General features: G+C 60.5%; 12 protein-coding genes and 1 rRNA gene. 10 read left to right on the top strand and 3 right to left on the bottom strand.

Annotation, left to right across the window (positions count from 1 at the left end; genetic code table 11):
• The first annotated feature begins 178 nt into the window (after positions 1-178).
• The 8 genes from rrf (at position 179) to B9A19_RS17130 (ending at position 6,682) form a co-directional block, all read left to right on the top strand.
• A 5S ribosomal RNA gene (rrf, locus tag B9A19_RS17165) occupies positions 179-291 on the top strand.
• A gap of 234 nt (positions 292-525) precedes the next feature.
• Positions 526-1,356 carry a ferritin family protein gene (locus B9A19_RS17160; RefSeq protein ID WP_084092390.1) on the top strand — a complete coding sequence of 277 codons (831 nt, stop codon included), beginning with the start codon at positions 526-528 and terminating at the stop codon, positions 1,354-1,356.
• Complete coding sequence (gene rfaE2 / locus B9A19_RS17155) at positions 1,353-1,850, top strand: D-glycero-beta-D-manno-heptose 1-phosphate adenylyltransferase (RefSeq protein WP_084092389.1); 498 nt, start codon at positions 1,353-1,355, stop codon at positions 1,848-1,850. Before B9A19_RS17160 ends, rfaE2 begins: the two co-directional genes overlap by 4 nt.
• Entirely contained in the window at positions 1,834-3,162 is a 1,329-nt protein-coding gene (locus B9A19_RS17150) for a mechanosensitive ion channel family protein (protein WP_084092388.1), read from the top strand. Before rfaE2 ends, B9A19_RS17150 begins: the two co-directional genes overlap by 17 nt.
• Positions 3,163-3,302: 140 nt before the next feature.
• Positions 3,303-4,493, top strand: coding sequence for a DesA family fatty acid desaturase (locus tag B9A19_RS17145; protein WP_084092393.1), 1,191 nt, complete (start codon positions 3,303-3,305; stop codon positions 4,491-4,493).
• A 77-nt stretch (positions 4,494-4,570) separates the two neighbouring features.
• Complete coding sequence (locus B9A19_RS17140; protein ID WP_084092387.1) at positions 4,571-4,921, top strand: RidA family protein; 351 nt, start codon at positions 4,571-4,573, stop codon at positions 4,919-4,921.
• A gap of 57 nt (positions 4,922-4,978) precedes the next feature.
• Positions 4,979-6,043, top strand: a complete 1,065-nt coding sequence (locus B9A19_RS17135) for a glycoside hydrolase family 18 protein (protein ID WP_176216993.1) — start codon at positions 4,979-4,981, stop codon at positions 6,041-6,043.
• Between the two features lie 126 nt (positions 6,044-6,169).
• Complete coding sequence (locus B9A19_RS17130) at positions 6,170-6,682, top strand: GAF domain-containing protein (RefSeq protein WP_084092385.1); 513 nt, start codon at positions 6,170-6,172, stop codon at positions 6,680-6,682.
• Positions 6,683-6,736: 54 nt separating this feature from the next.
• Here the strand turns inward: B9A19_RS17130 and B9A19_RS17125 are convergent, their stop codons facing one another.
• From B9A19_RS17125 to aceA, 3 genes are all read right to left on the bottom strand, one after another.
• Positions 6,737-7,351, bottom strand: a complete 615-nt coding sequence (locus B9A19_RS17125) for a glutathione S-transferase (RefSeq protein ID WP_084092384.1) — start codon at positions 7,349-7,351, stop codon at positions 6,737-6,739.
• Between the two features lie 187 nt (positions 7,352-7,538).
• On the bottom strand, positions 7,539-9,134 hold the full coding sequence (gene aceB / locus B9A19_RS17120; RefSeq protein WP_084092383.1) for a malate synthase A: 1,596 nt from the start codon (positions 9,132-9,134) through the stop codon (positions 7,539-7,541).
• 229 nt (positions 9,135-9,363) lie between these two features.
• Entirely contained in the window at positions 9,364-10,644 is a 1,281-nt protein-coding gene (gene aceA, locus B9A19_RS17115) for an isocitrate lyase (protein WP_084092382.1), read from the bottom strand.
• A gap of 411 nt (positions 10,645-11,055) precedes the next feature.
• Here aceA and grpE point away from each other — a divergent pair, with 411 nt between their 5' ends.
• Complete coding sequence (grpE, locus tag B9A19_RS17110) at positions 11,056-11,598, top strand: nucleotide exchange factor GrpE (protein WP_084092381.1); 543 nt, start codon at positions 11,056-11,058, stop codon at positions 11,596-11,598.
• Between the two features lie 121 nt (positions 11,599-11,719).
• Positions 11,720-13,639, top strand: coding sequence for a molecular chaperone DnaK (gene dnaK, locus B9A19_RS17105; protein WP_084092380.1), 1,920 nt, complete (start codon positions 11,720-11,722; stop codon positions 13,637-13,639).
• The last annotated feature ends 18 nt before the right edge of the window (positions 13,640-13,657 follow it).

Raw genomic sequence — 13,657 nt, 5'->3', positions numbered from 1 at the left:
TTGCCCGTGCGGCTTGATCCTATAACCTGAGGCGCGTTGCGTCAGGTGATGTTTGCGAGTGCAATCGAACCGAAAAATGAATTTGAGGGTAGCGTGAGAGAAATCTCACGAGACCGGGCAGTATGCTTCTTCTATCGAATCAGAGTCATGACTAACAGTCGTAACTCAACCAGTTACGTCTGGCGACCATAGCGAGTTGGCCCCACGCCTTCCCATCCCGAACAGGACCGTGAAACGACTTAGCGCCGATGATAGTGCGGATACCCGTGTGAAAGTAGGACATCGCCAGACTCCCCATGCAAACCCCCTGCCCAAGGCAGGGGGTTTTTGCTTTGTGGGCGCAGGCCAGACGGCAGCTCGGCTGCTGGTGGGCGGGTTTATGACTGGAATGCGGGAAAATCTTCCAGAATAAATCACTTGTGTGACAAATTTGGGTCTTGCTCTTGGCCCCGCCAAGCTAGTCTAATACGCAATTGGGTTTCATTTTTATCTACTAGTTAAGTTCGTCCGCAGGAGTCGATCCGGATGTTGTACCCGCAATTGTTTGCCGATCTTGAGAAAGCCCGCTGGAACATGGCTGATGATATTCCATGGGCCGAGTTCGATGCAGCCTTGCTCACCGATGAGCAGGCCCTCACGATCAAGATGAACGCGATCACAGAATGGTCGGCCTTGCCCGCAACCGAGATGTTCCTGCGTGACAACCGCGATGACAGCGATTTTTCCGCCTTCATGTCGGTGTGGTTCTACGAGGAGCAAAAGCATTCGCTGGTGATGATCGAGTATCTGCGCCGCTTCAAGCCCGAATTTGCGCCTACGGAAGAAGAACTGCATGCCGTGCGCTTCGAGTTTGACCCGGCGCCGCCGCTGGAAACGCTGATGCTGCATTTCTGCGGCGAGGTGCGTCTGACGCAGTGGTATCGCCGCGCGTCCGAATGGCATACCGAGCCGGTGATCAAGGCCATCTACAAGCATCTGTCCATGGATGAGGCACGCCATGGCGGTGCTTATCTCAAGTACATGAAGCGCGCGATCGAGCGCTGTGGTGATGAAGCACGTCGCGCCTTTGCCAAGATCGGTTTCCTGATGGCGTCGTCGAGCCGCTCCAACAAGCCGCTGCACCCGACCAATCTGCACGTGAACAAGGATCTGTATCCGAACGACACCGTGCAAAGCCGTTTGCCTGACCCGGATTGGCTGGAGCATTGGCTGGATAGCCAGATCCAGTTTGGCAAGGAATGGGAAGCGCGCGTGGTCGGCGGCATCTTGCGCAATCTGTCCAGCCTGTTCGACGTGGTGCTGGAAACCACCGGCGACCTCAACCGCTATCGCAAGCAACTGGGCGCCGCTGCATGAGCCAATACGCGCCCGCAGCGTTTGAAAGCAAGCTGTGCCCGCCAGAGCAGCTGGCGGAGCGGCTGCAGCAGCTGGCGCGGCCGCTGGTGTTTACCAATGGCTGTTTCGACATCCTGCACCGTGGGCACGTCACCTATCTGGCGCAGGCGCGCGCGCTGGGTGCCAGTCTGGTGGTGGCCCTCAATACCGATGCCTCGGTACGCCGGCAGGGCAAGGGTGACGATCGTCCCATCAATCCGCTGGCGCACCGTGCTGCGGTAATGGCTGCGCTGGAAAGCGTGAGCCTGGTGACCTGGTTTGACAGCGATACCCCGCACGCGCTGATCCTGACTGCCCGTCCGGACGTGCTGGTAAAAGGCGGCGACTGGCCGGTGGACAAGATCGTCGGCAGCAGCGAGGTGCTGGCCTGGGGCGGCAGCGTGCATTCCATCCCCTTCCTGTTCCAGACTTCGACCACGCAAACGCTGGAGCGCATACGTGCAGCCGGGCACTGAACGGCACAATCTGGTTGTCGAGCTACTGGCCGAGTTGAACCGCAGTGGCGCGTTGACGGCCTCAATGCTGTCGCAAGCCGGCATCCTGTTGCTGGCATTGGCGGTTGCCTGGTTGAGCAACCGCTACTTCAAGCCACACCTCGGGTTGGATCATGCGCGCTGGAAGTTTGGCGGCGAGGGTTTCTCGCGCGTTTACTTCCCGGTCAGCGCCTTGTTGCTGGTCTTGCTGGGCGGTGCGGCGCTGACGTTTGCGCAACCGCTGCCACATCACCTGCTGGCGCTGGCCAGCGTGCTGCTCACCGCCATGGTGAACATCCGCGTGCTGGTCTACATGCTCAAGCACGCGTTTTCGCAGGCGCAGTGGGTGCAGCGCTGGGAAAAATACATCGCCGGTATCATCTGGCTGATCTACGCGCTGCACGTGCTGGGTGTGCTGCCCGAGGTAGCCGACTTGCTGGACGGCATCAGCTTCCACCTGGGCAAGTCGCGGCTGTCGGTGCTGACCATCTTGCAGGGGCTGGCCTCGGTGGCGGGCACCTTGCTGGTGGCCATGTGGCTGGGGCGTCTGGTCGAATCGCGCCTGATGGCTGCGCAGCTGATGAACCTGAATGCCCGCGTGGTGATGGTCAAGGTAATCCAGACCTTGCTGGTGGTGCTGGCCGTGATGGTGGCGCTGCCGCTGGTAGGCATTGATCTGACAGTCTTGTCGGTCTTTGGCGGCGCACTGGGCGTGGGGCTGGGTTTTGGTCTGCAGAAGATCGCATCCAACTATATTTCCGGCTTCATCATCCTGCTGGACCGCTCGATCAAGATCGGTGACCTGATCACCATCGACAACCGCCAGGGCGTGATCAGCGGCATTACTGCACGCTATGTGGTGCTCAAAGGGGCCGACGGCACCGAGTCGCTGATTCCCAACGACACGCTGGTGACGTCTACCGTGGTCAACCAGTCGTACACCGACCGGGCGGTATGGGTAAAAATGCCGGTCAGCGTGGCCTATGAGTCCGATCTGGAGCTGGTGCTGCGCCTGTTGGAGTCGGCCGTGGCCGGCCATCCGCGCATTGCGGCCGAGCCGGCGCCGCGTGGCTATGTGGAAGCATTTGCCGACAGCGCCGTGAATATGTCAGTGGGTTTCTGGTTGCAGGATCCGGAGAATGGCACGTTAGGACTGCGGTCGGAGATCAACCTGAAGATCTGGCAATTGTTCCGTGAGCATGGCATCAACATCCCGTTCAACCGGCTGGATGTGGTGCATTTCAAACCCCACGAGCGGCTGGCCGGGGATGGAAACTTACAGGGATTGGAGTAAGCTAGAAGGGAACCATCCGTCTGCCCGCGTTTCAAACGTCGGCGCTTGGGGTAAAAATTGATTAGAATCAACCCCCTTGTGCACAGGCGGCGTTATTGTTCGCACCGCTAGGTTGCCTTCTGGAGAGTATTTGCATGGATTTGAGCTGGTTGAATGGTCTGGTAGACCTGCCATGGTGGGGTTATATCGTGGTCGCCCTGGTGTTCACACACATCACCATTGCTGCGGTTACCATTTACCTGCACCGCCATCAAGCGCATCGCGCGCTGGATCTTGGCCCGATTCCGAGCCATTTTTTCCGTTTCTGGCTGTGGCTGACTACCGGCATGGTCACCAAGCAGTGGGCGGCCATCCATCGCAAGCACCACGCCAAGTGTGAAACCGAGGAAGACCCGCACAGCCCGGTGGTCAAGGGCATCAAGAAGGTCTTCTTTGAAGGTGCCGAGCTGTATCGCGCCGAGTCCAAGGTCACCGAGACCATGGACAAGTACGGCCATGGCACGCCGGACGACTGGCTGGAGCGCAATATCTATAGCGCCCACAGCGCCAAGGGCCCGACCCTGATGATGATCATCAACCTGATGCTGTTCGGCCCGAACGGCATCTGGATCTGGGCCGTGCAGATGATCTGGATTCCACTATTCGCCGCAGGCGTCATCAACGGTATCGGCCACTACTGGGGCTATCGCAACTTCGAGTGCGAAGACGCATCCACCAATGTGCTGCCGTGGGGCATCATCATCGGTGGTGAAGAGCTGCACAACAATCACCACACCTTTGGTACTTCGGCCAAGCTGTCGTACAAGTGGTTCGAGTTCGACATTGGCTGGATGTATATCCGCATCATGGAAATGCTGGGTATGGCCAAGGTGCGCAAGGTTGCGCCGAAGATGAAGACCGCAGGCGTGCGCCCTGAGCTGGACGAACACGCGCTGGCCGCCATCGTTGCCAATCGCTACAGCGTGGCGGCCAACTATGCCAAGTCGCTCAAGCAGACCGTGGCCGACGAAGTGGACAAGCTGCGCGCCAATACGCACCTGCCGCAGTTCGACTTCAACCTGGCCCGCCAGATGAAGGTGTGGCTCAAGCAGGATGCCAAGGACACCCCGGCGGCACAACGCCCGCAGCTGGACGCCGTGCTGGCACAAAGCAATGTGCTGAACCAGGTTTACCAGATGCGCCAGGAGCTGACCCGTTTGTGGGAGCGTTCGTCGCTCTCGCGCGCCGAGCTGCTCAAGCACCTGCAGGACTGGTGCGCCCGCGCCGAGGCCAGCGGCATTGCTGCGCTGCAGGAATTCTCGCTGCGACTGCGTTCGGTCGCGGCGGTGTAAAAGCCGCATTACACTGAAAGGCGAGCCTGTGGCTCGCCTTTTTGTTTTTCATCGTCCCCTCATCTAAGGAGCGCACCATGTCCAGCATCCAGCGTTACCACGTCGGCCCGCGTCTGTCCGAAATCGTTGTCCACAACAACACGGTCTATCTGGCCGGCCAAGTGGCCGAGACACTGGAAAAGAGCGTGCGCGGCCAGGCCGAGGAAGTGCTGACCGCAATCGACCGTTTGCTGGGCGAAGTCGGCTCGGACAAGCAGAAGCTGCTGTCGGTCACCATTTATCTGGCCGACATGGCCGATTACGATGCAATGAACGAAGCCTGGTCGGCATGGGTCTCACCGGGGCACACGCCCGCGCGCGCCACCGTCGAGGCCCGGCTGGCCGATCCGCGCTACAAGGTTGAAATGAGTGTGGTGGCTGCGCTTTAATGTGTGCGCTGCATACCTTTCAGTATGCAAGCTCATTGCCGTGAACAGAGGAATCGAATGTCCAAGAAGAAAATGTTGCTGGCGTACATCGCCGGCTGGCAGCACTGGGAAGGACTGCCACTGGAGCGTGACGCCGAGCGCCTGACCCACATCTGTTATGCCTTTGCCAACATCCGTGATGGAGAGGTGGTGCTGCTGACGCAGGACGACCAGCATCAGGCACGCGATGAAAGCGGTCTGGCCAAGCTGGTGGCGCTGCGCGAGCGCCATCCGCACCTGAAGCTGCTGATTTCCATCGGTGGCTGGACGGCAGACGGCTTTTCGGAGGCGGCACTGACCGAAGGTGCGCGCGAGCGCTTCTCGCAGTCTGCCGTGGATTTCATGCAGCGCTACCAGCTCGATGGTATCGACATGGACTGGGAATACCCCAGCAACGACATGGCCGGCATCGTTGCGCGCCCGGAGGACAAGCAGAACTTCACGCTGATGCTGGCCTCCCTGCGCCGCCATCTGGATACGCTGTCCGACACGCAGGGCCGCAAGGGTGACGAGCGCTACCTGCTGTCCATTGCTGCCGGTGCAGGCCAGTATTACCTCGATGGTGTCGAAATGGACAAGGTCACCGCGCAGCTCGACTTCGTCAACCTGATGACCTACGACTACTACAACGGCTGGGCTACCCGTGCCGGCCATCACAGCAACCTCTACAACACGCCGGTTGATCCGGATGGCGACAGCTGCGCCAGGTCGGTGGCACTGTTCCTCGCCAACGGCGTGCCGCGCGAGAAGCTGGTGCTGGGGGTGGCCTTCTACGGCCGTAGCCTGGCCGGCACCACCGGCCTTGGCGAGCCGGGCGAGAAGGGGAGCAACGGTGCGCACAGCTATACCGAGATTGCCGAGACGTTGCTGCCGGCCGGCGCGGTTCGTCACTGGGACGATGCTGCCAAGGCCCCCTGGCTGTTGCACGAAGGTCGCTTCATATCGTATGAAGATGCCGAGTCGATTGCCGCCAAGACTGCATTTATTCGCGAACACGATCTGGCCGGCGGCTTCTTCTGGGAATACACCGAAGATCGCACCGATACCCTGCTGACCGCCTTGTGGCAGGGCTTGCAACACTGACGGCAGCTTGATCGCAGCTTGCCATTAGGCGCAGAAATGCCGTCGCCCGTCGGCGGCGGTATTTCCGCTCGCGCAGGAGCGGCCTACAGTGCAGGTACCGCTACCGAATGAGCAGGACTGATCGTGATGCTCTCGCCCGAACTGCCCGCAAACGAAATCGATCGTATTGCGACGCTGCAGCGCCTGCAGTTGCTCGATACACCGCCCGACCCGGTGTTCAACGAACTGATCGAATATGCCGCATCGGCGCTGGAAGTGCCGCATGCGCTGATCAGCATCGTGGATGAAACCCGCCAGTGGTTCAAAGCCAGCAGCCTGCCTGGTATGGATCAGACCGGCCGGGATATCTCCTTTTGTGCCCATGCCATCCTGAACCCGACCGAGCTGATGGAAGTCGAGGATGCGTTGCTGGATGCGCGCTTCTGGGACAACCCGCTGGTGATCGGCGAGCCGCACATCCGCTTTTATGCTGGCGCGCCCATCGTGCTGTCCAACGGCCACGCCATAGGTACCGTGTGCGTGATCGATACCAAGCCGCATGCGTTGACCGAAGAGCAGGCAATGATATTGCGTGCTCTGGCGCAGATTGCCGCTGGCGAGATCGAGCGCCAATACCCGCCCGAGCCGCTGGCGCACTGAGCCTGCCCCACCCATGAAAAACGCCTGCGGTTGCAGGCGTTTTTGTTGAGGTGCTCAGGCTGCTGCGGGCGGTGCCGTATCCTGAAACGAAGGGCGCTCGCCCAGTAGCGCGTACAGCCCGGCCAAGTTGGGGTGGCGCTCCGCCCAGTCCAGCTCGGGAAAGCGGAAGTTGAGATAGCCGAGGCAGCAACCGACAGCGATATCGGCCAGGCTGAAGTGCCCGCCATAACACCATTTGTGCTCGCCCAGATCGGCAGACAGCCCGGCAAGGCCCTGATCGATTTTCTGTTGCTGGCGCGTGAGCCAGTCGCCGCTTTGCTGGGCGGGCGGGCGGCGGCGCTCGTTCATGACCAGGATGGCGGCATCGATGATGCCGTCGGCCAGTGCTTCCCAGCGTTTGACGCCAACTGATTGGCGATGCTCGGCCGGCAGCAGCTTGCCCACCGGCGACACATGATCAAGGTAGTCCACGATCACGCTGGAGTCATACAGTGGCTTGCCATCGTCCAGAATCAGCACCGGCACCTTGCCCAGCGGGTTGACGCTGGCGATCTGGCTGTCGGGAGTGTTGGGCACGTCTTCAATCAACTGGCAGTCGATCTTTTTTTCCAGCAGCACCACGCGGACCTTGCGGCCGAACGGGCTGGTGAACGAGGTGTAAAGCTTCATCGTGTCGCCGGCATGGGGGGATGGACCGATTCTATCCACACTCGGCAGCCGGCACCATGTTGTGTTGCAGCGCAACCACGCTTGTTGGTGCCCGATCCGGCTTTGCTGCATCCATCGAATGTCAGCGGCATGCAAACCGGACGCAACCTGCCGCAGACCTGCCCCGGTTGTGCCGGGGCGGGTCTGATCAGATTTTCTCGTACAGCGGCAGGGTGAGGAACTCGGTGAACTGCTCGCTGGTGCTCATCTGCTCGAAAATGGTGGCGGCTTGCGTATACGGCACCTTGGCAAAGGTGGCATCGCCGTGTTCGTTGCGGATGTCGTCCAGCACCTGCGGAATGAGGGCGCGCACCATCTCGGCCGTGACCTTGCTGCCATCGTCCAGCACGCCCTTGGGCGAGCGTATCCACTGCCATACCTGCGAGCGGCTGATTTCCGCCGTGGCTGCATCTTCCATCAGGTTGTGGATGGGGACGCAGCCATTGCCGGCCAGCCACGAGCCAAGGTACTGGATGCCCACGTCGATGTTCATGCGCAGGCCGGCAGCGGTGATCGGCTGCTCGGGCTGGAAGTTAAGCAGGTCGGCTGCCGTGGTGTGGACATCCGGGCGCTGTTTGTCGATCTGGTTCGGGCGTTCGCCCAGCACTTTCACCCATTCTTCCATGGCGATCTGCACCAGCCCCGGGTGGGCTACCCAGCCGCCGTCGAAGCCGTCGCCGGCATCGCGGGTTTTGTCGGCACGCACGGCGGCCATGGCCTTGTCGTTGGCTTCGGGGTTACCCTTGATCGGGATCAGCGCGCTCATGCCGCCTATGGCCGGCGCACCGCGCTTGTGGCAGGTCTTGACCAGATTGAGCGCATAGGCACGCATGAAGGGCACGGTCATGGTGATCTGCGCCCGATTGGCCAGACAGAAATCGCGGTCGGTCTTGAACTTCTTGATGCAGCTGAAGATGTAATCCCAGCGGCCGGCATTGAGGCCCGCCGAGTGCTCGCGCAGCTCGTAGAGGATTTCGTCCATCTCGAACGCGGCCAGGATGGTTTCCACCAGCACTGTCGCCTTGATGGTGCCGCGCGGAATATTCAGCCCTTCCTGTGCGGCAACGAAGATGTCGTTCCACAGCCGCGCTTCCAGGTGCGATTCCATCTTGGGCAGGTAAAAATACGGCCCGGTGCCGCGCGCCAGCTGTTCGCGCGCGTTGTGGAACAGGAACAGTGCAAAGTCGAAGATGCCGCCCGATACCCGCTCGCCATCGATGGTGACGTGCTTCTCATCCAGATGCCAGCCGCGCGGGCGCACCAGCAGGGTGGCGATCTTGTCGTTCAGCTGGTAGCGCTTGCCAGCCTCGTTGCTGAAGCTCAGCGTGCGGCGCACCGCCTGCTTGAGGTTGATCTGCCCCTGGATCTGGTTCAGCCAGTTGGGCGTGTTGGAGTCCTCGAAGTCGGTCATGTAGCTGTCCGCGCCCGAGTTGAGCGCGTTGATGATCATCTTCTTTTCCACCGGACCGGTGATTTCCACCCGGCGCAGCGCCAGATCGGCCGGTAGCGGCGCAATGCGCCAGTCGCCATCGCGCACGGCCTGCGTTTCTGGCAGGAAGTCCGGGCGCTTGCCGGCATCCAGCTCGGCCTGACGCAGCTGGCGGTTGGCCAGCAACTCCTGGCGGCGGCCGTTGAACTTGCGGTGCAGCATGGCAACAAAGGCCAGCGCATCCGGCGAGAGGATTTCGGCAAATTCCGGGCTGAATTCGCCGTGGATCTGGATACCGTGGGGCAGGGCAGTCATGGTTGGCTCCGGGCGGTGTGGGTGGATGTCTCTATTATGGTGTGCGGTGCAGCAGATGGTGCGTTTAACGCCGCTGTATTGCGCGCGGCGAGGAGGCAATGCCGGCCCGGGAGCGTGGTCGGGCCGGCATTGCGGTTCCGGCCCGGGCGCCTTGTGGGCGCCGCGGCCGGTGTTGCGTGGTCTGGTACGGAACTGAAGGCGGCCTGATTGGCGCCCATGCAGCGCGTGCTCAGTGGAACTGCTCTTCCTCGGTCGAGCCGCTCAGCGCGGTCGTGCTCGACTGGCCTTGCTGGATTACTTGCGTTACCGAGTCGAAATAGCCGGTGCCAACCTCGCGCTGGTGCTTGACGGCGGTAAAGCCCTTGTCGGCAGCGGCGAACTCGGCCTGCTGCAGTTCGACGAAGGCCGTCATGCCGTTGCGGGCATAGCCGTGCGCCAGGTTGAACATGCCGTAGTTGAGCGCATGGAAGCCGGCCAGCGTGATGAACTGGAACTTGTAGCCCATGGCACCCAGCTCGCGCTGGAACTTGGCGATGGTGGCGTCGTCCAGGTTCTTCTTCCAGTTGAAGCTGGGCGAGCAATTGTAGGCCAGCATCTTGTCCGGGTATTCGGCGTGGATGGCTTCGGCAAAAGCCTTGGCATACGCGAGGTCCGGCTTGCCGGTTTCACACCAGATCAGGTCGGCATAGGGGGCATAGGCCAGGCCGCGCGAAATGGCTTGCTCCAGCCCCGGCACGGTGCGGAAGAAGCCTTCCGGTGTGCGCTCGCCGGTACAGAAGGGCTTGTCGTTGTCGTCCACGTCGCTGGTGATCAGGTCGGCGGCTTCGGCATCGGTGCGGGCGATCAGGATGGTCGGCACGCCCAGCACGTCGGCAGCGAGGCGGGCTGCGGTCAGCTTTTCGACGGCTTCGCGGGTCGGCACCAGTACCTTGCCGCCCATGTGGCCGCACTTCTTCACCGAGGCCAGCTGGTCTTCAAAGTGCACACCGGCGGCGCCGGCTTCGATCATGGCCTTCATCAGCTCGAAGGCATTCAGCACGCCGCCAAAGCCGGCTTCGGCATCGGCTACGATGGGGGCGTAGAAGTCGATGCTGTCATCGCCCTCGGCATGGTGGATCTGGTCCGCGCGCTGGAAGGCATTGTTGATGCGGCGCACGACCAGCGGCACCGAGTTGGCCGGATACAGCGATTGGTCCGGGTACATTTCGCCAGCGATGTTGGCATCGGCCGCCACCTGCCAGCCCGACAGGTAGATGGCCTTCAGGCCGGCCTTCACCTGCTGCATGGCCATATTGCCGGTGAGTGCGCCCAGCGCGTGCACATAGGGCAGGTCGTGCATCAGCTTCCACAGCTTGTCCGCACCGCGGCGGGCCAGCGTATGCTCGATGTGTAGTGTGCCGCGCAGTCTTTCAACATCGGCCGGCGAATAGGCCCGCTTGACGCCCTTCCAACGCGGGTTTTCACGCCAGTCGCGTTCCAGTGCTGCGATACGTTGTTCTCGAGTGCTCATGGCGTTCTCCCGCTACGGTATTGGCTTTGCGGCCATTTGGATGATGGTTTTGGTGTTGTTCCTGTTGCGCTGCAGAAAATTTTGCGTTGCACCATCAGTTTGTAGTCGTAATTTTATAACTACAACTTGGGGATAATCCGTATTTTGACGTTGGGCGGATTTTTTGAAATAAAATGCTTTTTATTCAATGCCTTGCGCGTGTTGCTGCGGTGCGGCGCAGTGCTGTCCCGACGGCATTGCAACGGGCAGACGCCTGCTTTCGCCATGCTTTCATTTTGTTGGTGTTTTGTTGCATCCGCGCAGTCTGCGGCGCTTGCTGGTCCGATTTGCGCAAACTCGCCGCCTGATCCCTTGAAAACCCTGCTGCCATCCCCACTTTAGCCGCTGACCCGGATTTCACGAGGTAATGACATGAGCAACGACCCGATTCAAAACGACAGCAACCTCGACGATGTGAGCGCTGTAGACACAGTGGCAGGCGAAGGCGTGGAAACGCCGGCCGTGGATGATCAGCTGGCCAATGCCCTGGCTGACCTCGACAAGGCCCGTCAGGACGTGCTGTACGCCAAGGCCGAAATGGATAATGTCCGCCGTCGCGCGGCCGAGGAAAACGACAAGGCCCGCAAGTTCGCGGTGGAGAAATTCGCCCGCGAGCTGTTGTCGGTAAAAGACGCGCTGGAAATGGCGCAGCTGGACAATACCGGTAATTTCGAGGCGCTGAAGATGGGTGTAGACCTCACCCACAAGGCGCTGGTGTCCGCGTTCGAGAAGTTCGAACTGACCGATATCGCACCGGCCATTGGCGACAAGCTCGACCCGCACCTGCATCAGGCCATCTCGATGGAGCCGTCCGAACAGGAGGCCAACACCGTCGTACGCGTGCTGCAACGCGGTGCCGCGCTGTCCGGTCGCGTGCTGCGCCCGGCCATGGTGATCGTGGCTGCGCCGAAATAAATGATGGCGGGATGATGTCACCGGCTTGAAATGATCGCCGACATCCCCACTTTCCCATCAAGGTTATTGAACAAACACCTGTTGGCTACGGCAACGGGTTGAATCAAAAAGGAAATCAGACATGGCTAAGATTATTGGTATTGACCTCGGCACGACCAACTCGTGTGTGTCGGTGATTGAAAACGGCCAGCCCAAGGTGATCGAGAATGCCGAAGGCACCCGCACCACCCCGTCCATCATTGCATATCAGGAAGACGGCGAAATCCTGGTTGGCGCCCCGGCCAAGCGTCAGGCGGTCACCAATCCGAAGAATACGCTGTACGCGGTGAAGCGCCTGATCGGCCGCAAGTTCACCGACAAGGAAGTGCAGAAAGACATCGATCTGATGCCGTACAGCATCGTCAAGGCCGACAACGGTGACGCATGGGTGTCTGTGCGCGACAAGAAAATGGCGCCGCCGCAAATCAGCGCCGAAGTGCTGCGCAAGATGAAAAAGACCGCCGAAGACTACCTCGGTGAAGAAGTGACCGAAGCCGTGATTACCGTACCGGCCTACTTCAACGACAGCCAGCGCCAGGCCACCAAGGATGCTGGCCGCATCGCTGGTCTGGACGTGAAGCGCATCATCAACGAACCGACCGCCGCTGCACTGGCGTTCGGCATGGACAAGCACGAGAAGGGCGATTCCAAGATCGCCGTGTATGACCTCGGCGGCGGTACGTTCGATATCTCCATCATCGAAATTGCCGATGTCGATGGCGACAAGCAATTCGAAGTGCTGGCCACCAATGGCGACACTTTCCTGGGCGGCGAAGACTTCGACCAGCGCCTGATCGACTACATCATCAGCGAATTCCAGAAAGAGCAGGGCATCAACCTCAAGAACGACGTGATGGCGCTGCAACGCCTGAAGGAAGCTGCTGAAAAGGCCAAGATCGAGCTGTCGTCGGCCACGCAGACCGAAATCAACCTGCCTTACGTGACCATGGACGCCACCGGTCCGAAGCACCTGGTGCTGAAGATTACCCGCGCCAAGTTCGAGTCGCTGGTGGAAGACCTGATCGAGCGCTCGATCGAGCCGTGCCGCGTGGCACTGAAGGATGCCGGCCTGAAAGTCACCGACATCCAGGACGTGATCCTGGTCGGCGGTCAGACCCGCATGCCCAAGGTCATGGAAAAGGTGAAGGAATTCTTCGGCCAGGAAGCGCGCCGTGACGTGAACCCGGACGAAGCCGTGGCCGTTGGCGCCGCCATTCAGGGTTCGGTACTGTCAGGCGACCGCAAGGACGTGCTGCTGCTGGACGTAACACCGCTGAGCCTGGGTATCGAAACGCTGGGTGGCATCATGACCAAGCTGATCCAGAAGAACACCACGATTCCGACCAAGGCGTCGCAAGTGTTCTCCACCGCTGATGACAACCAGAGCGCCGTGACCATCCACGTGCTGCAGGGCGAGCGTGAAAAGGCGGCGGCCAACAAGAGCCTGGGCCAGTTCAACCTGGGCGACATCCCTGCTGCGCCGCGTGGCGTGCCGCAGATCGAAGTGACCTTCGACATCGACGCCAACGGCATCCTGCACGTCGGTGCCAAGGACAAGGCGACCGGCAAGGAAAGCCGCATCACCATCCAGGCTTCGTCGGGTCTGTCGGAAGACGAAATCAACCGCATGGTGAAGGATGCCGAGCTGAACGCCGAAGAGGACAAGAAGCTGTCCGAACTGGTGGGCGCACGCAACCAGGGCGATGCAATGATCCACTCGGTCAAGAAGTCGCTGACCGAATTCGGTGACAAGATCGCTGCCGATGAAAAGGCCTCCATCGAAACCGCACTGAAAGAGCTGGAAGCAGTGGTGAAGGGCGACGACAAGGAAGTCATCGAAGCCAAGACCGAGGCACTGATGACCGCATCGCACAAGCTGGCCGAACAAATGTATGCGCAACAAGGCGGTGACGCCGGTGCGCAGCCAGCAGGTGGCGAAGTCAAGCAGGATGACGGCAACGTCGTCGATGCCGAGTTCACTGAAGTCAAAGACAGCAAGTAATCGGCAACGGAAAGGCAC

The sequence above is a fragment of the Andreprevotia lacus DSM 23236 genome (assembly GCF_900176275.1).
Classification (GTDB): Bacteria; Pseudomonadota; Gammaproteobacteria; order Burkholderiales; family Chitinibacteraceae; genus Andreprevotia; species Andreprevotia lacus.
This window is presented reverse-complemented; position numbering and strand designations above follow the sequence as displayed.

Coding starts and splice junctions, on each gene's coding strand:
- B9A19_RS17160 (WP_084092390.1), top strand. CDS start 526: ATGTTGTACCCGCAATTGTTTGCCGATCTTGAGAAAGCCCGCTGGAAC.
- rfaE2 (WP_084092389.1), top strand. CDS start 1,353: ATGAGCCAATACGCGCCCGCAGCGTTTGAAAGCAAGCTGTGCCCGCCA.
- B9A19_RS17140 (WP_084092387.1), top strand. CDS start 4,571: ATGTCCAGCATCCAGCGTTACCACGTCGGCCCGCGTCTGTCCGAAATC.
- B9A19_RS17135 (WP_176216993.1), top strand. CDS start 4,979: ATGTCCAAGAAGAAAATGTTGCTGGCGTACATCGCCGGCTGGCAGCAC.
- B9A19_RS17130 (WP_084092385.1), top strand. CDS start 6,170: ATGCTCTCGCCCGAACTGCCCGCAAACGAAATCGATCGTATTGCGACG.
- B9A19_RS17125 (WP_084092384.1), bottom strand. CDS start 7,351: ATGAAGCTTTACACCTCGTTCACCAGCCCGTTCGGCCGCAAGGTCCGC.
- aceB (WP_084092383.1), bottom strand. CDS start 9,134: ATGACTGCCCTGCCCCACGGTATCCAGATCCACGGCGAATTCAGCCCG.
- aceA (WP_084092382.1), bottom strand. CDS start 10,644: ATGAGCACTCGAGAACAACGTATCGCAGCACTGGAACGCGACTGGCGT.
- grpE (WP_084092381.1), top strand. CDS start 11,056: ATGAGCAACGACCCGATTCAAAACGACAGCAACCTCGACGATGTGAGC.
- dnaK (WP_084092380.1), top strand. CDS start 11,720: ATGGCTAAGATTATTGGTATTGACCTCGGCACGACCAACTCGTGTGTG.